This is a genomic window from Bowmanella yangjiangensis (assembly GCF_018531185.1).
Lineage (GTDB): Bacteria > Pseudomonadota > Gammaproteobacteria > Enterobacterales > Alteromonadaceae > Bowmanella > Bowmanella yangjiangensis.
In genome coordinates this window covers 738805-763181 of the sequence record NZ_JAHDJU010000003.1, presented here as the reverse complement: position 1 = coordinate 763181, position 24377 = coordinate 738805, and the positions used below count along the sequence as shown (strand labels likewise).

General features: G+C 49.5%; 17 protein-coding genes. 9 read left to right on the top strand and 8 right to left on the bottom strand.

What is annotated here, in order from left to right:
- Nucleotides 1-59 precede the first annotated feature (59 nt).
- The gene (gene accA / locus KJY73_RS19140; RefSeq protein WP_206595389.1) at nucleotides 60-1016 is read left to right on the top strand and encodes an acetyl-CoA carboxylase carboxyl transferase subunit alpha; all 957 of its coding nucleotides are present in this window, start codon (nucleotides 60-62) and stop codon (nucleotides 1014-1016) included.
- Between the two features lie 41 nt (nucleotides 1017-1057).
- Nucleotides 1058-2383 (top strand): tRNA lysidine(34) synthetase TilS, encoded by a 1326-nt coding sequence (gene tilS, locus KJY73_RS19135; RefSeq protein WP_214345240.1) that lies wholly within the window; start codon nucleotides 1058-1060, stop codon nucleotides 2381-2383.
- An 18-nt stretch (nucleotides 2384-2401) separates the two neighbouring features.
- On the opposite strand, the gene KJY73_RS19130 is transcribed toward tilS, so the two are convergent.
- Nucleotides 2402-3280 carry a GGDEF domain-containing protein gene (locus KJY73_RS19130; protein WP_214345239.1) on the bottom strand — a complete coding sequence of 293 codons (879 nt, stop codon included), beginning with the start codon at nucleotides 3278-3280 and terminating at the stop codon, nucleotides 2402-2404.
- A gap of 124 nt (nucleotides 3281-3404) precedes the next feature.
- Here KJY73_RS19130 and KJY73_RS19125 point away from each other — a divergent pair, with 124 nt between their 5' ends.
- Nucleotides 3405-5369: a cation:proton antiporter domain-containing protein gene (locus KJY73_RS19125; RefSeq protein ID WP_214345238.1), complete on the top strand. Its 1965-nt coding sequence runs from the start codon at nucleotides 3405-3407 to the stop codon at nucleotides 5367-5369.
- Nucleotides 5370-5447: 78 nt separating this feature from the next.
- A complete protein-coding gene (locus tag KJY73_RS19120) occupies nucleotides 5448-7676 on the top strand; it encodes a PAS domain S-box protein (RefSeq protein WP_214345237.1) in 2229 nt (742 codons plus the stop codon).
- 55 nt (nucleotides 7677-7731) lie between these two features.
- On the opposite strand, the gene KJY73_RS19115 is transcribed toward KJY73_RS19120, so the two are convergent.
- The 5 genes from KJY73_RS19115 to tsaA form a co-directional block, all read right to left on the bottom strand.
- Complete coding sequence (locus KJY73_RS19115) at nucleotides 7732-10152, bottom strand: two-component system response regulator (protein ID WP_214345236.1); 2421 nt, start codon at nucleotides 10150-10152, stop codon at nucleotides 7732-7734.
- Nucleotides 10153-10260: 108 nt separating this feature from the next.
- Nucleotides 10261-11388, bottom strand: a complete 1128-nt coding sequence (locus KJY73_RS19110) for a patatin-like phospholipase family protein (protein ID WP_214345235.1) — start codon at nucleotides 11386-11388, stop codon at nucleotides 10261-10263.
- 9 nt (nucleotides 11389-11397) lie between these two features.
- Entirely contained in the window at nucleotides 11398-12246 is an 849-nt protein-coding gene (locus KJY73_RS19105; protein WP_206595396.1) for an MBL fold metallo-hydrolase, read from the bottom strand.
- 272 nt (nucleotides 12247-12518) lie between these two features.
- Entirely contained in the window at nucleotides 12519-14228 is a 1710-nt protein-coding gene (locus KJY73_RS19100) for a proline--tRNA ligase (protein ID WP_214345234.1), read from the bottom strand.
- A 182-nt stretch (nucleotides 14229-14410) separates the two neighbouring features.
- A complete protein-coding gene (gene tsaA, locus KJY73_RS19095; RefSeq protein WP_232848731.1) occupies nucleotides 14411-15145 on the bottom strand; it encodes a tRNA (N6-threonylcarbamoyladenosine(37)-N6)-methyltransferase TrmO in 735 nt (244 codons plus the stop codon).
- A 259-nt stretch (nucleotides 15146-15404) separates the two neighbouring features.
- Between tsaA and KJY73_RS19090 the strand changes: the two genes are divergently transcribed.
- The 5 genes from KJY73_RS19090 to KJY73_RS19070 all read left to right on the top strand — a co-directional run bounded on the left by KJY73_RS19090 (nucleotide 15405) and on the right by KJY73_RS19070 (nucleotide 22640).
- Entirely contained in the window at nucleotides 15405-16328 is a 924-nt protein-coding gene (locus KJY73_RS19090; RefSeq protein WP_214345233.1) for an ABC transporter ATP-binding protein, read from the top strand.
- Nucleotides 16328-17056, top strand: a complete 729-nt coding sequence (locus KJY73_RS19085) for an ABC transporter permease subunit (protein ID WP_214345232.1) — start codon at nucleotides 16328-16330, stop codon at nucleotides 17054-17056. The genes KJY73_RS19090 and KJY73_RS19085 overlap by 1 nt, the downstream gene beginning before the upstream one ends.
- A 3-nt stretch (nucleotides 17057-17059) precedes the next feature.
- Nucleotides 17060-18895, top strand: a complete 1836-nt coding sequence (locus KJY73_RS19080; RefSeq protein ID WP_214345231.1) for a GldG family protein — start codon at nucleotides 17060-17062, stop codon at nucleotides 18893-18895.
- Nucleotides 18888-19907 (top strand): DUF4340 domain-containing protein, encoded by a 1020-nt coding sequence (locus tag KJY73_RS19075; RefSeq protein WP_214345230.1) that lies wholly within the window; start codon nucleotides 18888-18890, stop codon nucleotides 19905-19907. The genes KJY73_RS19080 and KJY73_RS19075 overlap by 8 nt, the downstream gene beginning before the upstream one ends.
- 108 nt (nucleotides 19908-20015) lie before the next feature.
- Nucleotides 20016-22640: a DUF2339 domain-containing protein gene (locus tag KJY73_RS19070; protein WP_214345229.1), complete on the top strand. Its 2625-nt coding sequence runs from the start codon at nucleotides 20016-20018 to the stop codon at nucleotides 22638-22640.
- Here KJY73_RS19070 and KJY73_RS19065 read toward each other — a convergent pair.
- Both KJY73_RS19065 and folD read right to left on the bottom strand, forming a co-directional pair.
- Nucleotides 22637-23176 (bottom strand): DUF1415 domain-containing protein, encoded by a 540-nt coding sequence (locus KJY73_RS19065; RefSeq protein ID WP_214345228.1) that lies wholly within the window; start codon nucleotides 23174-23176, stop codon nucleotides 22637-22639. The two genes, KJY73_RS19070 and KJY73_RS19065, sit on opposite strands and share 4 nt — an antisense overlap.
- Nucleotides 23176-24030, bottom strand: coding sequence for a bifunctional methylenetetrahydrofolate dehydrogenase/methenyltetrahydrofolate cyclohydrolase FolD (folD, locus tag KJY73_RS19060; protein WP_206595403.1), 855 nt, complete (start codon nucleotides 24028-24030; stop codon nucleotides 23176-23178). Before folD ends, KJY73_RS19065 begins: the two co-directional genes overlap by 1 nt.
- Between the last annotated feature and the right edge of the window lie 347 nt (nucleotides 24031-24377).

Genomic DNA, 24377 nt, shown 5'->3' with positions numbered 1-24377 from the left:
CATAGAATTTAGGGCTGACCGGGAATGCCGGCAGCCAAATAACCATAAAAGGTAGTGGGATGAGTTTGAACTATCTGAGTTTTGAACAACCAATTGCAGAGCTGGAAGCCAAGATTGAAGAGCTGCGCCTGGTCAACAGGGGCGGTGAATTTGATGTGGGTCTGGAAGAGGAAATAACCAAGCTCAAGGAAAAGAGTGCAGATCTGACTCGCAAGATTTTTAGCGATCTGGGGGCCTGGCAAATTTCTCAATTGGCCCGTCATCCTTTGCGTCCTTATACCTTGGACTATATGCCGCGTATTTTCACTGAGTTTGACGAGCTGGCTGGTGATCGTGCATTTGCTGACGATAAGGCCATAGTCGGTGGTCTGGCTAAGCTGGACGACCAGCCTGTGATGGTTATCGGTCATCAAAAAGGCCGTGACACCGCTGAGAAGATCAAACGTAATTTTGGTATGCCAAAACCAGAAGGGTATCGTAAAGCGTTGCGTTTGATGGAAATGGCGGAGCGGTTTAATCTGCCGATAATTACTTTTATTGATACGCCAGGGGCTTACCCTGGTGTTGGCGCTGAAGAGCGTGGTCAAAGTGAAGCCATTGCCCGTAACCTGAAAGTGATGGCGGGATTGAAAGTGCCTGTTATCTGTACGGTTATCGGTGAAGGTGGTTCAGGCGGCGCACTGGCAATCGGTGTCGGCGATCGCGTTAACATGCTGCAGTACAGCACTTACTCGGTTATTTCTCCGGAAGGGTGTGCGTCTATCCTGTGGAAGAGTGCCGAGAAGGCACCACTGGCTGCTGAGGCAATGGGTGTTAGTGCGCAGCAGATCAAAAAGCTGGGTCTAATTAACAACATCATTGATGAGCCTTTAGGTGGTGCGCATCGTGACCACGATGGTATGGCGGCTAATCTTAAAGCCTGCCTTAAGCAGCAATTGGCACAGTTACAGAAATTGTCTAAAACGGATTTGCTTAATGAGCGTTACGAGCGCTTGATGTCGTTTGGCTATTGCTAAGTAAATCCCCTAGAATGGGCCGCTGATTAGCGGCCTTTTTTATGTCTGATAAGCTTTATATTCATTTCAAAAATTTTATCGATGCTTACACCGCTCAGCCTTTAGTGGTTGCCTACAGCGGTGGGCTTGACTCTACTGTGTTGTTGCATTTGGCCTGCCGGGTTCGACAAGCGTTGCCTGAGGTTCAAGTTCGGGCGGTGCATATCCATCACGGTTTAAGTCCAAATGCTGACCTTTGGTTAGCCCATTGCGAAACACAATGCCAAGCACTTGATGTGGCATTTTGCGCACAGCGCGTTGTCTTGACCTGTGACAGCAGGCAAAGTTTGGAAGCCGTTGCTCGGGAGGCTAGGTATCAGGCCATTCGGGATGTCACACCTGAGGATGCGCATATCCTGCTTGGTCAGCATCAGGATGACCAGTTGGAAACCTTCTTGCTACAGCTAAAACGCGGCGCTGGCCCCAAAGGGCTCTCGGCGATGGCTGCCAGGCAGGTACGAGCCGGTCGCTGCTATCTCAGGCCGTTACTTGTATATGACAGAGCCACCCTTGAACAATATGCTCGGCAGTATAACTTGCGCTGGATTGACGATGAGTCCAATCAGGATGAGCGTTTTGAGCGTAATTTTCTGCGCCACAGCATAACGCCGCTATTAAAATCGCGCTGGCCATCGGTCGGCACTACGGTATCGCGCAGTGCCAGGCTCTGCGCCGAACAGCAACTGTTATTGGAAGAGGTTAGCGATGAGCGCCTGGCACTGGTGGCAGTCGCGGACGATTGTCTGGACATCCGCAAACTACAGAGCTTTAGTTGGCTCTGGCAGCAGCAAATCATCCGTTTATGGTTGCAAAAACAGCAGGCCCAGGTGCCACCGGAGCAATTGTTGCAGCGTCTGCCCGGCGAGCTTTATGCAGCTAAGCCCGATGCACAGCCATGCTTGGCCTGGGGACGTTGGCAATTACGGCGTTTTCAGCAAGGTCTTTATTTGCTGGATAGCCGCTCGCTTGTTCAGAATGTCAGCCAGGACTGGGTGGGGCAAGCTCAGCTTCAGTTGGATGATGGCAGGCGATTATTGTTTACCCAGGCACAAGACGGGGATGCCGGTTGCTTGTATATCTTACCCTCGCAAAAAGTGCAGGTACGTTTTGGCGAGTTTTCTCATGCTTTTTGCCCGATGGGCCAGCAGCATCACAAGCCGTTAAAACAGTGGCTGAAGTTAGCCCAGATCCCTCCTTGGCAAAGAACGAAAATGCCGCTATTGATGGTGGAAGACCGGCTTGCGGCAGTGGCAGGTTGGCAGGTGGATCGTCGCTTTGCACTGCCAGTAGCCGGTAGCCAAGCCTGGCGGCTGGACATTGCCGGCTAGGGCAAGCTGCTGCCGCTTTTATGCAGTGCGGCTAAGCGGGTGATGACTGTGTTTGTCCTGATAAAGTTGACGGTCGGCACGCTCAAATAAACTCGCTGGTTCATCGCCACTGGTGTAGAGGCTACTACCAATGCTGCAACGCATTTGATGTCTGGAAAGGATAGCGTGATCTAACATAGTGCGACGGATCCGCTGGCCAATTCGACGCAGTGCTACTGTGTCGGCATCTTCAATGATGCAACAAAACTCATCACCGCCAAAGCGAAAGGCAAAATCGGTATCACGCAGACTTGCACCGATTGCCTGGGCCATGGCAACCAATACTTTGTCGCCTTCCTGGTGGCCAAATTGGTCATTGATGGCTTTAAACTTATCCATATCAATCATCAGTAAGCCAAAGGTTGCCCCGGTGCGGCGGCTAAGACTGAATTGACGAGCCAATACATCATTAAAGGCCGCTCTGTTACCAAGGCCGGTCAGGCTATCTTTGCTGGCCAAGCAGCGGATCTTTTCATGTTCAAGGACATTTTTGGCCAGTGGTTCGAGCAATTGATGAAGCTCATCAAGCAACTTGTTTTCAAGAGCATCAGGCACCTTAGTAAAGTAGTAGCTCACTGCGGCGTCATTCAACCCTTTGATACTGATACGTTTTCTGTACGTTGCATCGGTTCCCCATAGTGCTGTACCTGAGGGGCCGCTAATAGCAACGCCACTAATCTGGACTCTGGCACTGAGCTGCGAAAGTAGCGCATGACCGAACGCTTTTAACTCAAGCGTACCCATAAGGTGTTCGAGCACGGACAAACGTTCAGCGTCAGAGATCAGCTTGTCATGTTGGCTGAAACGGAAGAAGCTGTCATAACTGGCATTTTCGAGAATTGGCGTAAGCTGTTCCAATATTCGCTCCCGGTCGTATGTCAGCTCTGGCTGACAACCTGTGCTAAATTGATATCTGGGAAATGTTCAGCAAAATGCGTGCCGTTCGTTACGCCTGTAATCTGACGCTATCTCAGGAGATTGAATGGAAAACAGTTTTTCTCATTTGCTGTTGTTGATGGGGATTGCCATCAGCATGGTATGGAGTTTCCGACGCGTCAACTTACCGCCGATCCTGGCGTATCTTGCCTGTGGGTTAGTGGCGGGCCCTGAATTACTCGATCTCTTTCCTCATGAAGAAAGTATCCATTTTGTCGCTGAGTTAGGGATAGTTTTTTTGCTCTTTACCCTGGGACTGGAATTTTCTCTGCCGAAGATGATGGCCATGCGCCACTTGGTGTTTGGTTTGGGCTTTGGCCAAGTGCTATTGACGTTATTGTTGTTTATGGGGCTGAGCATGTTGGCGGGTCTGGACAGCAAAGCGGCTTTTGTGGTTGGCGCTATGTGCGCCTTGTCTTCAACCGCTATTGTTATCAAACAGCTGTCTGAGATGGGCAGCCTCAATACCTCTCGTGCACAAATGGCGGTGAGTGTGTTGTTGTTTCAAGATCTGGCGGTTGTCCCTTTTCTGATAGTCATTCCGCTGCTGGCCGACAGTAGCGATCAGAATCTCCCTTTGGCTATTTTCATTGCTGTGCTCAAAGGGGGACTGGTCATAGGTATTTTATTGTCGGTTGGAAAATGGCTTCTCCCTCGAATATTCAGCGAGGTGGCACGTACCCGTACCGATGAACTCTTTGTGTTAACTGCCGTGCTGGTCACTTTATTGGCCGGTGGATTAACCTATCTATTTGGTTTGTCCATGGCGTTAGGAGCATTTTTGGCAGGCATGATGCTCAGCGAAAGCCAATATCGCCACCAACTTGAAGCAGATATTCGCCCCTTTAGAGATATTCTGATGGGACTGTTCTTTATCACTATTGGTATGAAACTCGAACTGGGACCACTGCTGCAATATTGGTATTGGGTGTTGGCCGGGGTGGTACTGATGATGTTGGCTAAGATTCTGATTTTACGCAGTGTAGCCTGGCTTTTCAGAGCGCCAGCCAGTGACGCTTGGGCGGCCAGTATTAAATTATGCCAAATGGGTGAATTTAGTTTTGTACTCGCGTCCTTGGCTCTATCACAGCATCTGCTTGATGCGCGAATGGTCTCGCTCATGCTGTCGGTTGGGATCATTAGCATGGCATTAACCCCATATCTGATTAGCCGGGCTAAGCAACTTGCCAGTAATCTTACCCAGCCTCTTCCTGTAGAAGCTGAAGATATTCCAAAGGAGCTAACCGAAAAATCGGGGCATGTATTAATTTTCGGCTTTGGCCGGGTCGGACAGTCTGTAAGTCGGATGTTGAAAGTGGAGGGTATTGCCTATGTGGCAATTGATGCCGATCCCATCCGTGTTCAGGAGAGTCGTCATGCCGGAGAGCCTGTCACTTTCGGAGATGTCGCCAGTAAAGATATTCTGCTTGCCGTAGGCGTGAAGCGGGCAAAGCTGGCCATTATCACCTTCGATGAGCATAACAAGGCGATCAGTGTGCTTAGCACCGTTAATGCCCTGAATCCTGATTTATCTGTGGTGGTCAGAACGCGCAAAGACTATCGCATGGAAGAGCTGTATCTGGCCGGTGCCTCACAAGTGGTCCCCGAGATTCTGGAAGGCAGCCTGATGTTGGTTTCCCAGGTGCTGCATCTATCTGGCGTGCCTATGTCGCGCATTCTTAAACGAGTGCGGGCCGAGCGGAAGAATCATTATGGACATATGCATGGATTTTTCCCCGGTGAAACCACAGAAGTCACTTATGAGAAGCAGAGCAAACTGGAGTTTCTGCACGCTGTGGTATTAGGGCCGAATGCCTGGGCTATAGGTAAAACACTCAGCCAACTTGAATTGGAGGCAGTCAGAGTGTCATTAAAGGGGATTCGTCGCAATGAACGAGAGCTGGCAAGCCCGGATGCCTCCTGGCGTTTTGAAGCGCAGGACGTTTTGGTGATTGCCGGTAAACCGCGCAGAGTGGAACGCGCTGAACGTTATTTGTTGGAAGGACCCTGAACTTTCGAGGCGTAGCTTGTAATGGCAACTATATTGATAGAATAACAATAATCCATGTTGAGTGGACAAGGAGCTCTGATGGAACAGCAGGTTACTGACTTCTTTCGCACCGATTACATGCCCCACGGCCACTGCTATCTTTGGAAGCCCGATATTCTGTGGTTGAATGTGATATCGGATGCCGCCATTGCCGCTGCCTACTTTACTATTCCCTTTGTTCTTTATCTGTTTGTCCGACAACGCCAGGATATTCGTTTTGGCTGGATGTTGTACCTGTTTGCGGCATTTATCTTGTGCTGTGGAATCACCCATTTATTTGGTATCTACACTGTGTGGCAGGGCGCTTATGGATACCATGGTATTGCCAAGGCGGTAACAGCGATTGTGTCGCTGAGCACGGCTTATGTGTTGATTAAAATCTTACCTGACCTCATCAGTATTCCCAGTCTTAGTGAATATGCCAAACACAAGGACTTAGTCTACCGGGCTGAGCTAGATAGGTTGGAACTCATCAGAGAACAAGAGCGCCTTGCTACAGTGCGCTTAGCGGTAGAGGGTTCACCTTTTGGTATGTTGGTGACAGATGCGCTGGGACATATTCGTATGGTTAATACCGCGCTAACCCGCATGTTTGATTATGACGAGCAGGATTTACTTAACGAGCATGTTAATACCTTGCTACCACCAGAGCAGCGTAGCCATCATCGAAAATTGGTCGAGGAAATCAGTGTCGGTATACGCAGTTCTGGCTTGATGACCTCTCGCGTGGTGTATGGCCTGGGTAAAACAGGCAAGAAAATACCCGTAGAAGTTACTCTATATCGTAGCGAGTTGGATGGCGAAGTTAGAGTTTTTGCTACGGTAGTGGATATTAGCGAGCGCTTGTCCTATCAGGCAAAACTGGTGGAAGCCAATGACCGCTTCGAACGGGTTATTTCGGGGTCGCGCGATGCGCCCTGGGAGTGGTATCCAGCAGATAACAGCAACTGGTTTTCTCCACGTTTTTTGGAGTTGTTGGGTTGGCCGGCGAATGCGCCTGCGCATATTGACACCTGGAAGGAGCATATTCATCCGGATTATCTGGATAAGGTCATGACTCATCTGCGGGAGCACGTAGAGCTGGGGAATAAGTACGATATCAATTATTTGGGTCGGGCCGCAGATGGCACATATCACTGGTTTAATACCCGAGGTGACAGCCAACGCGACGAGCAAGGTAATCTTATTGTGATGTCGGGTATGGTGTCTGACGTGCAGGATGAAAAAGAGTTGGAAGCGGCTTTGATGCATAAAACTGCATTTTTGGAGTCAGTGTTCACCGGTGCTTCAAGTGGCTTATTGGTGTTGGACTGGCGGGAAGATGACGAAGTGTGGGTATCAGCCATCAACCATCGCTTTGCCGCCATGCTTGGTCTTGATGCATCACAGTTGGAGCAGCAACCTCTGAGCTTACTGGAAAAACTGGACCGCAGCGGCGTACTGTGCAGATTGCGTGACTATCTATCGGGCAATGTTCGGGAAGACGGTGAGTCAGGCACATTTGGCTTGGTTCATGCCGTGGAAGGTCGCTGGTTTCAAATTGACGTGCATCCCATTTCAGATGTGCTCGGTGACTGGTTTAGAGTGGTCGTATCAAGCAGTGATGTGACAGAGCTGAAGTATGCGGAGCAGCGGCTCGAAAGTGCACTTAAAGAAAAAGTGTCACTACTTAATGAAGTACACCATAGGGTGAAAAATAATCTGCAAATTGTCAGTAGCCTGATGGATATTCAAAGTCGCCAGGTCAAAAAGGAAGAGCAAGCGGCGCTCAGTGATCTGAAAAACCGTATACGGGCTATGGCCCTTATCCATGAGTTGTTGTATCAGAATGACAGTTTGGCTTCGATTAATTTGCAGAGTTATGTGAACCGGCTGGTAAATCTTATCGGAGACACTCTGAGCAAGTCGAGCAGAGAGCAGTTAAATCTGAATCTGATAGACGAAGGGAAGCCGTTGAATATTAACATTAATCAGATGGTGCCGCTGGGGCTACTGATTTGTGAAGCGGTCACCAATGCTTTTAAGTATGCGTTTCATGACCGACAGGGGACGCTGACGGTTAGAATGGAACGCCGCAATGGTTTGTTGCAGTTAGAAGTGTGTGACGATGGTCCTGGTTTTGACAACGCACTGTTTGAAAATGCCAGTTTATCCAGCCAACTTGGCTTTACTTTAATGAAGACCTTTGCCAAACAGGCCGGATTTAGTATTCAGGTCGATGGGCAAAAAGGAACCTGTGTGAAATTGTCTGAGTTGGCAATTGAGTAGTTAGCTGAACGTGTTGCCTTGCTGGTAGTTTGCCAGCTCAGACTCGCGATTCTCTTTAAAATAGATGCCGGGCGCTTTGGTGCCTATCGGGTAGGAATTTTAATAGTTCAGCCAGGGGCATAGGCCTGGCGAAGTAATAGCCCTGCATACTGTCGACGCCTTTGTCTCGTAAATACTCTAACTGCTCCTGAGTCTCAATACCCTCGGCAGTGATAGCCAGCCCCAAACTGCGCGCTAAGTTGATTATCGCCTCAATGATGATTTGATGGCGGCCATCTTGGCTAAGGTTGTCCACAAAGGATCTGTCTATTTTAAGTTTATTTACCGACATTTCTGCCAAGCGGGATAGTGAAGAATACCCTGTTCCAAAGTCATCAATTGCAATGTTAATGCCCAGCTTACGAATTTGCCAAAGTAATAAGGCGGCATTCTCAGATTGCAAAGTACTTTCTGTGACTTCTAACTCCAGGTCGGCTGGATTGACCTGGGAATCCTGAAGCATCTCAGTAAGGGCATCCAGTATTTCGGCATCTTTCAGTTGAATACCTGATACATTAACTGCTACGCGAATGCCGCCAAACCCTTGTTCTTCAAGAAGCTTTATAAGCATACAGGCTTCTCTTAGCATATGCAGACCTATGCTTTGAATGAGCCCTGTTTCTTCTGCAACCGGAATAAAAGCATCGGGGGATATCATGCCCACATCCTTGTCTATCCAGCGGCACAATGCTTCAACGGCCACCACGTTACCTGTTTGGGCATCTACTATGGGTTGCCAGAAGGCGGTGATGCTCTCTTCGGTCAGCGCTTTACGCAGCCCTTGCTCGATGAACAGTCGGTAGCGCACCACATCAACTAAATTGTCAGAATAGAAAGTATAAGTATATTTGCCTTTGCGCTTTGATTCGTACATCGCCGCATCGGCATGTTTAAGCAATGAGGCTGCGCAATCTACGGTTTCATCGGCAATGGCAACACCAATGCTGCAAGTCACCATGATTTCCCTGCCACTGATATTGAAAGGCTCATTACATATCTCGATGATCTTTTGTGCCAGGCGCTCGAAGTCCTCGTGTCGCTCTATCTGTTCAACAATAACCACAAATTCATCGCCGCCAAGGCGAATTAGAATATCTTCAGCCCGCATTGTTTGTTGTAAGCGCTGGGAGAACTCTACTAGCAGCTGGTCGCCCGGCTCATGTCCCATAGAATCATTGATCAATTTAAATGAGTCTATGTCTATGAAAAATAAACCAATATTGTTCTCTTCAGCACACTCCATATCGGCCAGCACCTGATTCATCAGGTTTCTATTACCCAAGCCGGTGAGGCTGTCACGATAGGCCATGCGATTGAGTTCACGCTCGGCTTTCTTGAGCGACGATATGTCGGTAAGAATCATAATGTAGAGTTCTGGATTATGATCCGTTGCTCGAATTCGGGTAATGGTTTGCAGGGCGTGAAAGTGACTATGGTCTTTGCGATGCACGACCACTTCATGTCGGGTATTCTTTTCATTATCGAAAAGCATCTCATCATGCCGTCGATTTCCTGAAAGTACCGTTGAAACTGGTGTGCCAACTACATCATTAGCCGAAAAATGGGTGTGTTTGTAGAAAGCCTTGTTAACTGAGCGAATGGTAAAGTCTGAATAAAGTACAATGACTGACTCGTCTATATTGGCGAGGATGTTGTAGGCGGTTCTCAGCTCGTTAACAAAGTTTTCCCGCTCAGAGACATCTTTGACTGCTCCTATACGGATCAAACCATTTTCCAGCGTCATGTCGCTAAGGTACAACTCAATCCAGCGGTCTTCATTGACTGCGCCATCTTTGCTTTTGAGTTTAATGGTGCGGCTTACGTTTTGTCCGCTTTTAAGAAGGGATTCGAGTTCTTCCAACTCTTCGACATTTTCCAGCGCCAGTTTAGTGAAAAAATCCAACGCTTGGAGCTCTACCATATCACCTTTGATGTTGACCTGGTCACCAAATAGTCCTTCAAACAATATGGTGCCACGCTGTACATTGTATTCCCACAGGCCAAGTTTGGCCGCATGTACCGCCGCTTTGAGGCGTTTTTCGGAACGCTCAGTGATTTTCTCGTACTTATGACGAGATAATGCGGTCTCGATACTGGCTTTTAACTCCCTGACATTATAAGGCTTTACTATGTAGCCATAGGGGGCGGTCAGGCCGGTACGACGAATAAGGTCATCACTGGTATAAGCCGTCAGATAAACAACCGGAATACGTAGCTCTGAGCCGATACGTTGCGCAGCATTGATGCCGTCGCCCCCTGCACCAAGATTGATGTCCATCATCACCAAGTCAGGCTTATGTTCAGAGGCCATGTTAAAGGCCTCTTTTTCTGAACTGGCAATACCGCAGACAAGATAGCCGCAATCCTGCAAATCTAAAGAGAGGTTAAGGGCGATAAGCTGTTCGTCCTCGACAATCAACAACGTGCTTCTTTCCATTACTCTTCCTTGCTGCACAACAATCGGTTGGATGTCTGTCTGGTTGTCTGAAATGGAAAACGCTCCCTTGCAGAGATCTTCCTTCATTCAGATTTAGTCGAAGACTGGTCAGATTTCCAGAAAGGCGCGAATTTCATCCAACCTTTGCAAGCCGTCACGCAGTCCCTGATCCATCACGGCCTGACAAAAATGCCCTTCAAACATGAGATAACTTAACAAACTTGACTGCGAATCAGGCTTGGCGCCCATGATGCGCATCAATGCACGTATTCCACTGGGCAGGCGCTTATAATGATCCATCGCCAGTTCGTTGATATTGGCATTTGGGTTGATGACCAAGCATTCAACGGGTTTCAGATGCGTAGCTTTGCGCTGTTTGTCATTTAGTAAGGACAGAGTATGGTTTATCCGGTACAGCCGCTCTAAGTCTGAATGCAGGGTGTCAGCAAATATAGTATCCAGCAGGTGACCGGCAATCATGGCACTGCTTGGATAATCCTGAAGTTGGTGGCGGCGATCCGGCCTGGGTTGTTCAACCCCAATCACCAATATTTTTTCTGCGCCCAGGTGAATAGGCGAACTTAAGGGCGAAAGTTGGTGAATAGAGCCATCGCCGAAATATTGGTCACTGATTTTAACCGGTGGAAACACCAATGGGATGGCTGAAGAAGCCATCAGATGTTCAACGTTGAGCTGTGTCTTCACTCCTTGGCGTTTTGAACGTTGCCAGGCAGATAGCTCAGGGATCCCCTGAAAAAAACTGATGGAATCATTAGTGCTGAAACTAGAAGCGGTAACACTGATGGCTTTGAGGTGACCGGTCAACACATTGCGGTCAATACGACTGAAATCCAAAGTCTTCTTCAGCAACTGCCGCAGTGGTTGATTATTCAAAAGGCTGGAAGGACGACCACCGTTATTTGACACGCGTAGCATCTGCAGTTGATTAGCCGCCAGGTAGCCAAACAAGGGCAGTATATCACTCTGATAAACTTGCTGAGGGTGGAAGCTTTTCCATACCCACTCAAGTTTGCGTACGCCGAGGTGATAGCAGGATGCGAAACAAGCCAGGGCGGTCGCATTAATGGCTCCGGCTGAGGTACCGCAGATGATCGGGAAGGGGAGGCTGTGATTGCGAGGCAGCAGTTGGGTAATAGCCTTCAGCACGCCAATCTGATAAGCCGCACGAGCCCCGCCACCGGTAAGTAAAAGCGCAAATCTATGCCGTTGTAACATCCAATTTACTCAACGCTGATCGAAGTCAATACACATACCTTCTGCGGCGGCGAAAACGCTGACAGACATTTGGCCGATATCAATAATGTCACGGCAATGTTGCTGGATTTGGTCAATTTCGTCATCCGTTCGCATATCGTCATGGCTATACAAGGCTAAAGACTTGGCTCTGCACGCCATGGCTAGTTTTACCGCCTCTTCAGCGACTGAATGTCCCCAACCAGCTTTCCTCGGCATATCCTGAATTTGATATTGAGCATCATGGATAAGTAAATCGGCGCCACTGGCAAAATTAACCCAGTCAAGAAAGCTGGTGGCCCGCTGGTAAGGCGGATAGAGTTCATTATCTGTGATATAGGCTATACGGACGCCGTCGGCGTCGATTAGATATGAGCTGCCACAACCAGGGTGATTCATTGCCATTCTCGACACAGTTGCGCTACCTATTTGCCAACTGTCTTTTTCATCTGGAACTGGAGTCAAAGTAATATGGGCTGGCAGATCCTGGTAGTGGACCGGGAAATAACTGCCGGTCATTTGCTGTAAAATCGCATCCTGCTCATTTAACTGGGTTTTCCCCGGTACAATGTGGATCCGGCGACCTGCTTGATAAATGGGGGCAAAGAAAGGGAAGCCTTGAATATGGTCCCAATGATTATGGGTAAGCAGCAAGTGAATATCATTCTGTTGCGCTACTAGTTTACCGCCAAGCGCTTTGATGCCGGTACCTGCATCTAGGATGATATCTGTGCCGTCGTTTAATGCAATATGCACACAGGCTGTATTCCCGCCGTAGCGGACAAAAGCTGCACCCGGCGCCGGGATTGACCCTCTGACACCATAAAATGTTAATTTCATGCCTCAACCTGCTGCATATTGTTCAGCAATCAGCACCAAGGTACTTGCTGCTCTCCCTTGATTTATAAGGAAATCCTTTGACTATTCATTACTCTAATTAAAGGCTGAGTATAAACCAAGGGGAATTTACTGTAAGTGTCAGCGGGTATGCTTATTTATCAAGAGGTATATGTCGGCTTTAAGCTATTTATAACGGTGCAAACAGGGCCAGGAGCTAATCGCGAGTAGCAAAAAGGGGCCCTTAGGCCCCTTTTAAGTTAGAGAATACAAGCTTACAGTGCCTGAATAAAACTCAGCACCTTATCCAGATCCAGAAGTTGTTTTTCACCACTGCGGCGGCACTTGTATTCAACCTGATTTTCATCCAGATTGCGCTCGCCCACCACGATATGATGGGGAATACCCATTAGTTCCATGTCTGCAAACATCACCCCAGGGCGCTCTTTGCGATCATCAAACAGCACTTCAATACCGGCTTGCTGCAATTGCTTGTAGAGGGCCTCAGCCGCTTCCTGAATACGATGCGACTTGTGCATATTCATAGGAATCAACGCCACCTTGAAAGGTGCGATAGCGTCTGGCCAGATAATGCCGTATTTATCGTGGTTCTGTTCAATAGCTGCAGCCACAATACGTGACACGCCGATACCGTAACAACCCATGGTCAGTACCTGGTGTTTACCTGATTCAGTTAAAACGCCGCAGTTCATCGCTTGTGAGTATTTCTCTCCTAACTGGAAGATGTGGCCCACTTCGATGCCGCGTTTTATCTCCAGGGTGCCACGGCCGTCAGGAGACGGATCCCCAGCCTGAACATTACGAATATCTGCCACTTTGGGTAGCGCGACATCACGCTCCCAGTTGATATTGAAATAATGTTTACCGTCTTGGTTGGCACCGGCACCAAAATCGCTACACAGGCTTACCGCGCGGTCAGCAATAACCGGCATATTCAGGTTGACCGGTCCCAACGAACCTGGACCTGCACCAATGGCAGCGCGAATTTCTTCTTCACTGGCAAAGGTCAGAGGAGAAGCGACTTCAGGCAGTTTATCCGCTTTGATCTCGTTAAGTTCGTGATCGCCGCGAACCAGCAAGGCTACCAGCTCGCTGCCAGCCTCTTCGCTACCTTTGACAATTAAGGTCTTAATGGTCTTTTCTACTGGCAGATTAAATTGCTCCACCAGTTCGTTAATGGTTTTCGCTTTGGGCGTATCCACCAGTTGCATGTCTGCACTTGGGGCGGCGCGCTCACCGGCAGGGGCCAATGCTTCGGCCATCTCGACGTTAGCGGCGAATTCAGAGGCATTGCTAAAGGCAATATCATCTTCACCCGAGGCCGCTAGCACATGGAATTCATGAGACATACTGCCACCAATGGAACCTGTGTCTGCAATAACCGGACGATACTCCAGGCCAATACGCTCAAATATATTGCAATAGGCTTGGTACATATCCTGGTAGGTTTTTTCCAGACAGTCCTGGCTCAGGTGGAATGAATACGCATCCTTCATGGTGAATTCACGACCACGCATAACACCAAAGCGAGGACGCACTTCATCGCGGAATTTGGTTTGGATCTGATACAGATTGATAGGCAACTGCTTGTAGCTGCTTACTTCCCGCTTAACCAGATCGGTAATCACTTCTTCATGGGTGGGGCCCAGCACAAAATCACGCTGGTGGCGGTCTTTGATACGCAGTAGCTCAGGGCCATACTCTTCCCAGCGACCCGATTCCTGCCACAAGTCAGCCGGTTGAACCACAGGCATAAGCACTTCAATAGCGCCGGCTTTATCCATCTCTTCACGTACGATGCCGGCAACTTTATTAAGTACCCGTAAACCACTTGGCAGCCAGGTATAGAGTCCGGAAGCCAGCTTACGGATAAGGCCTGCTCGCAGCATCAACTGATGGCTGATAACTTCGGCATCGGCTGGCGTTTCTTTTTGAGTCGCTAATAAATACTGACTACTACGCATAGTTCTATTTACCTGGTATCTAAAGTGCTCACCAATACGGGTAATGTTTGGCCATTTTACCGTCTTACGTGGAGCAGATTGTGGTTGCTGTCAGGTGCCTGACAGAAAAAAGTGGCGACATTCTAGCAGCGCTTTGAGAGGGGCTAAAGGCAAAACTGTATTGTCTGGTGGATTATCTGCCGCTATGAGTTTGTGGCGATGATTTGTGTCACCAGGCTTTGGCCTGATTTGACCTGCCAGCGGATGTTAAACTCTCCCAGATGCATGCCAAACTCTTGTATGTCCTGCTGTTTTTTCTTATATGCCGGTCTAGGGTCCTGTGCTAAAACTTGTTTTATCAAGTCGGTAATGCCTGGCTGTCGCTGTTCGGCTTGCAGCAGGTTGGGAATAACCTCAGCAGCGTATTGCACTTGCATGTCAGGCTCTGGTGCCTGATTGGCAAAACCACCGCTCGCTCCAGGTATCGCGTCCGCATAGGGCAGGTAAGGTTTGATGTCCAGTATCGGGGTGCCGTCCATCAAATCCATGCCGCCTACTTTTAGAAAGGTTTTACCTTGTTTTTGTGCGAGGCCTAGATTTTCAACCACAGACAGACCGATGCCATTGGGCCTGTGGGTGCTGCGCGTAGCAAAGACACCGAGTTTGGCATTGCCGCCCAAGCGAGGCGGGCGGACTAATGGACTCCACCCCCTGTGAGCGGTTTGATGGAACTGGAACAGCAACCACAAATGCGAGAATTCCTCTATTCCCCTAAACGCGTTGGGATCGGCGAAATCGGCGTGCAGATGAATCTCCCCCACAGCTTCTTTTACCAGGCCGGGTTGGCGGGGAATGGCAAATTTTTCTTTGTAAGGGGTATGGATAATACCGATTGGAGTCAGTTGCATAGCCAGATTAGGTGTCATAATTTGCAACATTTTCAGTGCTGGCGGTAATAATTACAAAACCTTTTGTCGGTAGATTATCCATCAGGTATTGGATTTAACCCCAATGCTCATTCCCGGACTGGTTTTTTTAACCCACCTTTTAGGTGGGTTTTTTTTTGTCGATCAGGCATGCTGAGTCTCTTTGCGAAACCTTTGAACCAGGCTTGCTGTCTATCAGGGGTTGAAATTTGGGCGGCAGTGCCCATATGGCTAATGATTTTTCTAACTCTTTGATCATTTAAGGAATCTTATGATCTCAGTAAAGAACCTCTGTAAACAGTTTGGCAGTTTCAAGGCTGTCGATAACCTTTCCTTTGAGGTCAGGCCGGGCGATATCGTCGGTTTTCTCGGACCCAATGGCGCGGGCAAGTCCACCACCATGAAAATGTTGACGGGCTTCTTGCCCCCCAGCAGCGGGGAGATCCGTATTTTCGACCAGGACATGCAGCAGTCTGCCAAGCAAATACAGCGCCGCTTGGGCTATCTGCCTGAAGGTGCTCCAGCCTATGGAGACATGACACCGCTGCAGTTTCTCAATTTTATTGCCGATGTGCGTGGCCTTAAGGGCGAGCAGAAAAAGCAGCGGCTGGCTAAGGTTATCGACATGGTGGAACTGCGCAGCATGCTCGACCGACCTATCGAGAACTTGTCCAAGGGCTTTAAGCGCCGGGTTGGGCTGGCCCAGGCCATTTTGCACGACCCTCAAGTGCTGATTTTGGATGAACCCACAGACGGCTTGGATCCCAACCAAAAACACCAGGTCAGGGAACTGATTCAGAATCTGTCGAAAGACAAAATTGTGATCATCTCCACCCATATTCTTGAGGAAGTAACCTCGGTATGTAATCGCGCCATGATTATCGCCGGTGGCAAGATGCTGTTTGATGCCAGCCCGGACGACTTACAACGCCGTTCCCGTTACTACAAGGCTATTAGTCTGCATTTCACCCAAATGACGGATATTTCCGGCCTGGCGGAACTGCCTGGTGTGGAAGATATGGAAATTGAAAAGCACAGCGGACGGGTCGTACTGTTCCCTGAGCGCCAGCAGGACATCATGCCGGTAGTATCAGCGTACATAAGAGATCGAGGATTACAGGTAGACAGCCTGTATGAAGAGCAGGGGCGTTTGGACGATGTATTCAGACAAATGACAGCTGAGGTGAGTGAATAATGGTTGGAACATTATTTCGGCGAGAATTCGCCAGTTACTTCGCCACACCAGTGGCTTATGTGTTTATCTTGATTTTCCTGATGCTGGGCGGCGTGTTCAGTTTTTACATCGGTAATTTCTATGAACGCGGTCAGGCTGATTTACTGCCGTTTTTCAACTTTCATCCCTGGCTTTACCTGTTTTTGGTACCCGCCATGGCAATGCGCAGTTGGTCAGAAGAGCGTAAAAGCGGCACCATAGAACTGATTATGACACTGCCTGTCACTATCTGGCAGGTCATGCTGGGTAAGTTCCTGGCCGCCTGGATGGTACTGGGGCTAGCCTTGGTACTGACGTTCCCGCTGTGGTTAACGGTCAATTATCTGGGCAATCCGGATAACGGTATTATTCTGGCCGCCTACTTAGGCAGTTGGCTGATGGCCGGCGCTTTTTTGGCGATTGGCATGTGCATGTCGGCACTGACCAAAAGCCAGGTGGTGGCTTTTATCTTGGCCGTCGTGGTGTGTTTTCTGTTCGTTTTGTCAGGCAGTGGTATTGTTCTGGATGCCTTTAAAGGCTGGATGTCACCCATGATGCTAGACACTTTGGCTTCTTTTAGTTTCCTGACCCATTTTGAGTCCATGGCAAAGGGCGTGATCGCGCTCAATGATGTGGGGTATTTCCTGATCGCCATTGGAATTTGGTTATACGGTGGCTTTTTAGCCGTTGAGCAGAAGAAGGCGGAGTAACCCATGTTGAACCGATTATCGACTTTTGTTGCCGGTGTGCTCTTGCTGCTGGTGTTTTTTGTATTGGTGCTGCTAAACAATCAATTGCTGGGATCTGCACGCCTGGATTTGACAGAAAATCAGGTTTACTCCCTGTCAGAGGGCAGTAAACAAGTACTGAACGAGCTGGATGAGCCTGTCCACCTATATTTGTTTTTCTCTGATAAGGCCTCCAAGGGCATGACCGGACTGCGAAATTACGCAAACCGGGTGGAAAGTCTATTGGAAGAATATCGCTCCGCGTCAAAGGGCAAGATCATTTTGCATAAAGTGGATCCCGAACCCTTCTCTGAGGCAGAAGACGAAGCCAGTCGTTTTGGTTTAACTGCCGCCAGTGTTGGTGCGGCCGGTGATGCCATTTATCTGGGATTGGCGGCGCGTAATGCCTTTGATGATGAAAAAGTGATCGGCTTTTTTGATCCGCAACAGGAAAGCTTTCTTGAATATGAAATCAGTAAGCTGATTTATCAGCTGAGCGATCCAAAACAAGTGAAAGTGACGTTGATAACGGACTTGCAGGTGCAAGGCGGTCAAAACCCCATGACCGGGCGATTTGATCCGGCCTGGACCAGTATCAGCCAGTTGCAGCAGCTTTATGATGTACAGGTGCTGGGCTCTGATGCGGCAAGCGTGCCCGTCGACACCGACGTGTTGTTGCTTATTCATCCCAAAAATCTGACCGACGCTCTGCAATTTAGTATTGATCAGTATGCACTTAACGGTGGCAAGCTGATGGTCTTCGTTGACCCTCATCATGAGTCAGACCCGATGGCGGCGATGGGCGGCGCTAATGGGTCGGATCTGCATAAGCTGTTTGATGCCTGGGGCATCGGCTTCGATGCTGACCAGGTGGTGCTGGATGCCGCCACTGGGCTGGATATTCGTACCCAGTCCGGTGTAACAAGACATATGGGCTTTTTGGGATTGGGCGCTGAGCAGTTGGATAGCTCGGATGTCATCACTCGTGGTCTGGAACTGATTAACGGTGCGTCTTTTGGTCAGTTTAGTGCCCCCAAAGGACCAGGGTTAAGTTGGCATCCCCTGCTGCATTCCTCCGCATCCAGCCGCTTAGTGGATAATATGTCCTACGCCATGACTCGCGATGCCAAGCAACTGGCGGATAACTTTGTCAGTAGTGACCAGCAATATGTGCTAGCGGCAAGACTGGCGGGCAAAGTGAAGTCAGCCTTTGATTCAGCTCCAGAAGGCGCAGAGGTCTCACAATGGCGCGCAGAGGGTGAGATCAACGTGATTCTGGTGGGTGACACAGACCTGTTAACCGACAGGTTCTGGGTTAGTCAGAGCAACTTTTTCGGTCAAACCATCTTTACCCCTTTTGCTAATAATGGGGATTTTCTGACCAATGCAGTGGAGAACCTAGGCGGTAGTAATGCCCTGATCAGTATCCGCAGTCGCGGTACCTTCTCGCGTCCCTTTGATGTGGTTCAGGCACTCACAGTGAAAGCCGAACAGGCGTTCAGAGATCAAGAACAATTGCTGCAGCGTGAACTGGATGAGACCGAGCAGGCTTTAGCACAGCTACAGGGGCAGCGCAGCGAAGGTGGAGCCCTCGTACTTGATGCGCAGCAACAGCAAGCGCTGGACGACTTTATGCAGAAGAAAATTGAGATTCGTCGCGCCCTGCGTGATGTGCGCCATCAGTTAGATAAGGATATTGAGCGTCTAGGTAGTTGGTTGAAATTTATTAATATCGCGGTTGCGCCGATTTTATTGGTGTTGTTGTTGGGCTTGATGGCCAGATTGCTGCGCAGAAAAGCGGGGAAAGTTAAACATGGCTAAACATCTTCTCAGTTTGTTTTTGGTGCTGCTACTGGGCACTGGTGCTGGCTGGTTTTTGTTTCTGCAGGACAGCCAACCAGATGTATTGAAACAAGGGCCTCTACTACCTGAGTTGGCAGAGCAGGGCAGTAAGATTCAGCGTCTGGCAATGTTGGATGCCCAAGGTTTGTCCATCGAAGCCGAGCAGGTTGACGGCAAGTGGCTGATCAGCAGTGAAGGTGGGTATCCTGCTGATGAGCAGAAGCTTGCTGAACTATTGCAAGCCCTGGTTGATGCCAAGCGCTTGCAGGCCAAGACCCGACAGGTTAATCAGTTTCATCGTCTAGGATTACAAGCGCTGGATGCGCCAGGCAGCACGGTAAGTCAGCTAACGCTTGAAACTGACGATCGCAGTTGGCAATTACTGGTGGGTAATACGCCAGCCAGTGGGCATGGGCGTTATGTGCGTTTTGCCAATGACAACCAGAGCTGGCTGATAGATCAGGACTTAACGCTGCCAATGGCGGTGCGTGACTGGATGCGCCAACCTATTCTAAATCTTGATAAACAGCAAATTGCCAGCATCAGTCGTTTGGACAGTAAAGGCTGGCGTATCAGTCGAGAGTCGGCAGAGCAGACAGACTTTGTGCTGGATAAGCTCCCCTCCGGTCGGGAACTTAAATACGCCAGCGTGCTCGATTCGCTGTTAGCCAATGTGCTTAACCTTAATTTTGAGGAGCGCCTGGTGGTTGGCGAAGAATTCTGGCAAGCGCCCCTGCAGGCCAGCATGCAGCTAGTCACTTTCGATGGACAGCAAGTTGACCTAAGCCTGCTCGAATCTGAGGAAAAACATTATGTACGTTTTACCTCTCAAAGTAGTGCTCCGTATTGGCAAGGTGAGACTTATCTGATTTCCGGTTTTTCCGCCAATCAGTTGGACAAGCAAGTTGAGGACTTCCTGGCTGAGCCACCTGCACCTGAAAATAAATTGCCGGTTGGCCACGTAGAGGAAGGGGAAGCGCCCCATCGCTAGCCCTAAATAAACAGGCTAATAGATAAACCCGCTTATGGCGGGTTTGTTTTTTTTCAGGAATTGCGTATTGTCTTTGCTTTCAACAGGCTGTGGTGACCGGAGGTAAGCATGGATGCACTGATAGGCCTTATTTGTATTTCGGGATTGATTGCTGGTGTGGTGGCCTTTTTTAAAGTGCTTGGATTGCGCCGGGATCTGGATGCATTGCGTAAGCAAGTGGAAATCCTGCAGCAAGGTAAATCCTTGCCTTTACCTGCGCGGCCGCCTGCTAAACCCGCCAGTTTGGCTCCCAAACCCGATGCGCAGCATGCTGCTGTATCGCCTGGCAATAGCCAATTGATGCCAGGGGGCGAGCACCTACCAGCTAAACCGGCCGTGACCATTTTCTCTGAGCCTGCCCCCCAAAACCGCAGTACGACAAACCTGTCTGATACGCTCAAAGGCTGGCAAAAGCGCTTTGAGCAAAACGGAATGGTGTGGATTGGTGCGTTGGCTTTGGCCCTTGGCGGGATATTCCTGGCCAAGTACAGCCTGGAAATGGGCTTGCTGTCCCCTGTGGCCAGAATAATATTAGGGGCTGGATTCGGCGTGGCTCTGATTGCCGCTTCAGTTTGGTTACATCGCCGCGCCGTGCCTTTTGAAGGTTGGGCTAATTACACCCCCGCAGCCCTCGCCAGTGGCGGTTTTATTACCAGCTTTACCATGGTGCTGTTGTCCTACCATAACTATGCCATGCTGGGACAATTGCCGGCTTTTGTGTTGCTGGCGGTTATCGCCTTGGCTGCCAGCTATTTGTCATTACTGTTAGGGCCTTTACTGGCTGCTATTGGTATTGTTGGCGCTTATACGGTTCCCCTGTGGGTTAGCAGCGACAGTGGTAACTTGTTGGCGTTACTCAGCTATGTGAGTTTTGTCAGCTTATCGGTATTGCTGCTGGCTAAGCGGGTACAACAGAACTGGTTGTGGAATGCCTTATTTGTTGGCCACTTTGGTTGGTATATAGCGGCGCTTTGGCTTGGGCAGCCTGCAGACAGCTTAACTTTTGCTGGCTTCATTTTGTTGACTTTCTATGCGCTGGTTATTGCGCCGGAATGTGGTTGGCTGCTTAATCAGCGAGACACTACAGCCAAACCATTTAAACGGCTTTGGCAACCTAACCGCGTTAACCTAGCGCTGGCCGCGTTATTGATACCGGCTCTGCTGCACTGTCTGAGTTTAGCTTATCAGCCTGGCAGTTTGATGTTGGTGCTGACTCTGGCCATCATGCTAATCAGCCTGCCGCTGCTGAGCAGCCGTTTTGATCATGCGGCATTACTTAGCGTGCTATGCCTGCTGGTGGGTGTTTGGGTCGTGCCGCCTCCCGGCCTTGTGACGGATATCAGCCAGCTATTGCAAGACGGTTACTTGTTGGTGCTGGCAGGCAGTCTGGTGATTTTCGCTTACGGATTTTGGTACGGGCGCGGCCAGCCAACGCGCTTGGTCTTCCATCTGTTAACCGCCTTTGCCCCTTTTGTACTCATTGGTGTTGGCTATGCTATGGCGCCACAAGGCGATACCGGCATGCTCTATCCGCTTTGGGCGACTGTGCTATTGCTGATGGCGATGGTATTGGCGATGCGGGCTAAGGGGCTCACGGACAACTGGCAGGCCTTTTGTTACCTGGCAGGCAGTAATGCCAATCTGTCGCTGAGTTTAACCATGCTACTGGATGGCAGCACCCTGACGCTGGCATTGTTGATACAAGTGCTGGCGGTAAGCTATCTGGCCAAACAACGTGCACTGGCATTGCCCCATTGGATTATTAAAGTGCTGGTCAGTTTGGTGCTGTTGCGCTTGAGCTTAGCGCCCTGGACACCAGGGTATGAAGACCTGACATTGCTCGGTGTACATTGGAGCTTAGTGATTTATCCTGTGGCAATTGGTTTGTTCTATGCCACCGCCCGTCTATGGCGAGACTCTGAGCTGCAAGCTTGGTTACAAGGGGCTATCTTACATTTAGTCGCTCTGCTAGTTACCACAGAAACCAGTTATTGGTTGGTTGGGCATTACCCCTGGCCAGGTCAGTTGATCTTTGAAGAGACTGTCTTGTTGGCAATGAACTGGTGGCTGCTGGGCAGCCTGTATCTGTATCGTATGCAATTTGCCGGTGTGCTGGCGGGGCTTTACCGCACCGCCGGTGGGCTGTTGTGGTTAGGTGGTGGGTTGTTGCAGTTACAGCTGCTGTTTGGCGACAACCCTTTTATCGACTACCAAGCTATTGGTGAATGGCCGTTACTTAACTGGTTAATTCCACTTTGGGGAATTCCTGCTCTATTGGTTTGGCATCTGTCCCGGCAGCACTTGCAAGGTAAGGCCGCCGAGGTGGCCGGGTGGGGGAGTGGACTGCTGGCCATGCTGTTTATTAACGGCCAGATCCGACAGTATTGGAATGGCAGTGATATTCAAATCTGGCAAGCCACCTCCGATGCTGAGCACTACAGCTATTCACTGATTTGGTTGATATTAGCCTCGTCGTTGGTTGCCTTGGCCTACCGTCTGTCTCGTCCAACCTGGCAACGTGTTGGATTTGGCCTGATGCTGCTGGTGATCCTCAAGGTGTTTATTCTGGATATGGCGAATCTGCAGGGACTTCTGCGCGCCTTATCCTTTATCGGTCTGGGACTGTGTTTGGTGTTGCTGGGGTGGCTGTTTCAGCGGCTCAGACAGGTCGCTGAGCCAGCCACCAGTAATTAGTTTTGCTGTTTGCAGGCATCCAGCATCGATTGCAGTTGCTCGCGGCCAAGCTTTTGTGCGGTGGCGATATTCCTGGCCGGGATGTTTTCCGGGTCGCGGAATTTTGCCACGGCCAGTTCAATACTGGACTCACGTAAAAGATGCAGGACTGGAAAAGGCGCACGATTGGTAAAGTGGGCGGGGGAGTCTTTTGCCTCGCCCTCAAACCAATACTCAGGATGAAAGCTGGCGAGTTGATAGGTGCCCCTGAGCGCATTGTTGTCCAGACTCAGGTTTGCTTCATCCAACAACTGCAAATACAGCTCGAAGTCCGCAAAATGCGGCAGTATCAGTAGGCTGGTAACAATTTCTGGATGCGCATCAAGAAAATCGCATTCCTCCAGCAAGCGCTCGACAGCCTGAACCATACCGCTTTGATGGCACACTTGATAACGGGTATTGGCCAATTCTTTTTTAGCAAAAGGGCAGAAATTAAGCCCCACCACCAAGGTTTCAACCCAGTGGCGGGTTTGCTTAATGATAAGCGTGTCGTCCATTAGCTGTGGTATTTAACGTAGGCTTCCAGAGTATTCTCAATCAGGCTGGCTACCGTCATAGGGCCTACACCGCCTGGCACAGGGGTGATCCAGCCAGCACGCTCGGCAGCCTCGGCAAACTGCACATCGCCAACCAGTTTGCCATCATCAATGCGGTTAATACCTACATCAATAACGATGGCGCCAGGCTTGATCCAGTCACCAGGAATAAATTCCGGTTTGCCTACCGCGACGACCAGCAAGTCAGCTCGCTCTACATGGGCACGTAATTCTTTGGTGAACTTGTGGCAGACGGTAATAGTGCAACCAGCCAATAATAATTCTAAGGACATGGGACGGCCGACGATATTTGAGGCCCCAACCACCACAGCGTCCAGACCTTTAACCGGACGTTTGGTGGATTCGATCAAGGTCATAATGCCTTTGGGTGTACAGGGGCGCAAGGCAGGAAGGCGCTGTGCCAATCGTCCCAGGTTATAGGGGTGGAAGCCATCAACATCTTTATGCGGGTGAATACGCTCTAAAATTTGCTCGGCATTCAGACCCGCAGGTAAAGGTAACTGTAATAGTATGCCATCGACACTATTGTCATTATTTAACTCATCAACCAACTCTAGTAGCTGTTGCTGGCTGGTGGTGGCCGGCAAATCATAGGAGCGGGAAGTAAAACCGACTTCTTCACAAGCGTTACGTTTACTGCCTACGTAAACCTGAGAGGCGGGGTCACTACCGACCAGGATAACTGCCAGGCCCGGCGCCCGCTTTCCTGATGCCCGGATGGAGGCAACCTGATTGGCGACGTTCTGGCGAAGTTGTTTAGCAATGAGTTTACCGTCGATGAGTTGTGCTGGCATAGGTTTGGAATCAGTTGTCAAAAAATGATTGGCAATATTGTCCCACAGAATCGCGATTCCATTAAGTACTTGATCGGGGTCCGTCAGGCTTGTTTGATTATTTCCAGAGAAAGTGGGTTTACGGTCTTATATATAGAGCGTGGGTTTTTCTTCTTATCTATGTAGCGAAAACAAAAAATACCGTCTGGGATTCTTTGCTATAAACATAAAAGGAGAATTCGCCGAGGAAACGGAGAGAAACCGGGATTAAGGACTGAAATTGGCTAAAACGACAACGATTAAGCCGAATAATCACCACTGTGCTGAAAAAGTGCGCATACGAACTTTTTTTATTGAAAAAGTGTTTG

Coding starts and splice junctions, on each gene's coding strand:
- accA (WP_206595389.1), top strand. CDS start 60: ATGAGTTTGAACTATCTGAGTTTTGAACAACCAATTGCAGAGCTGGAA.
- tilS (WP_214345240.1), top strand. CDS start 1,058: ATGTCTGATAAGCTTTATATTCATTTCAAAAATTTTATCGATGCTTAC.
- KJY73_RS19125 (WP_214345238.1), top strand. CDS start 3,405: ATGGAAAACAGTTTTTCTCATTTGCTGTTGTTGATGGGGATTGCCATC.
- KJY73_RS19120 (WP_214345237.1), top strand. CDS start 5,448: ATGGAACAGCAGGTTACTGACTTCTTTCGCACCGATTACATGCCCCAC.
- KJY73_RS19115 (WP_214345236.1), bottom strand. CDS start 10,152: ATGGAAAGAAGCACGTTGTTGATTGTCGAGGACGAACAGCTTATCGCC.
- KJY73_RS19110 (WP_214345235.1), bottom strand. CDS start 11,388: ATGTTACAACGGCATAGATTTGCGCTTTTACTTACCGGTGGCGGGGCT.
- KJY73_RS19105 (WP_206595396.1), bottom strand. CDS start 12,246: ATGAAATTAACATTTTATGGTGTCAGAGGGTCAATCCCGGCGCCGGGT.
- KJY73_RS19100 (WP_214345234.1), bottom strand. CDS start 14,228: ATGCGTAGTAGTCAGTATTTATTAGCGACTCAAAAAGAAACGCCAGCC.
- tsaA (WP_232848731.1), bottom strand. CDS start 15,145: ATGTTGCAAATTATGACACCTAATCTGGCTATGCAACTGACTCCAATC.
- KJY73_RS19090 (WP_214345233.1), top strand. CDS start 15,405: ATGATCTCAGTAAAGAACCTCTGTAAACAGTTTGGCAGTTTCAAGGCT.
- KJY73_RS19085 (WP_214345232.1), top strand. CDS start 16,328: ATGGTTGGAACATTATTTCGGCGAGAATTCGCCAGTTACTTCGCCACA.
- KJY73_RS19080 (WP_214345231.1), top strand. CDS start 17,060: ATGTTGAACCGATTATCGACTTTTGTTGCCGGTGTGCTCTTGCTGCTG.
- KJY73_RS19075 (WP_214345230.1), top strand. CDS start 18,888: ATGGCTAAACATCTTCTCAGTTTGTTTTTGGTGCTGCTACTGGGCACT.
- KJY73_RS19070 (WP_214345229.1), top strand. CDS start 20,016: ATGGATGCACTGATAGGCCTTATTTGTATTTCGGGATTGATTGCTGGT.
- KJY73_RS19065 (WP_214345228.1), bottom strand. CDS start 23,176: ATGGACGACACGCTTATCATTAAGCAAACCCGCCACTGGGTTGAAACC.
- folD (WP_206595403.1), bottom strand. CDS start 24,030: ATGCCAGCACAACTCATCGACGGTAAACTCATTGCTAAACAACTTCGC.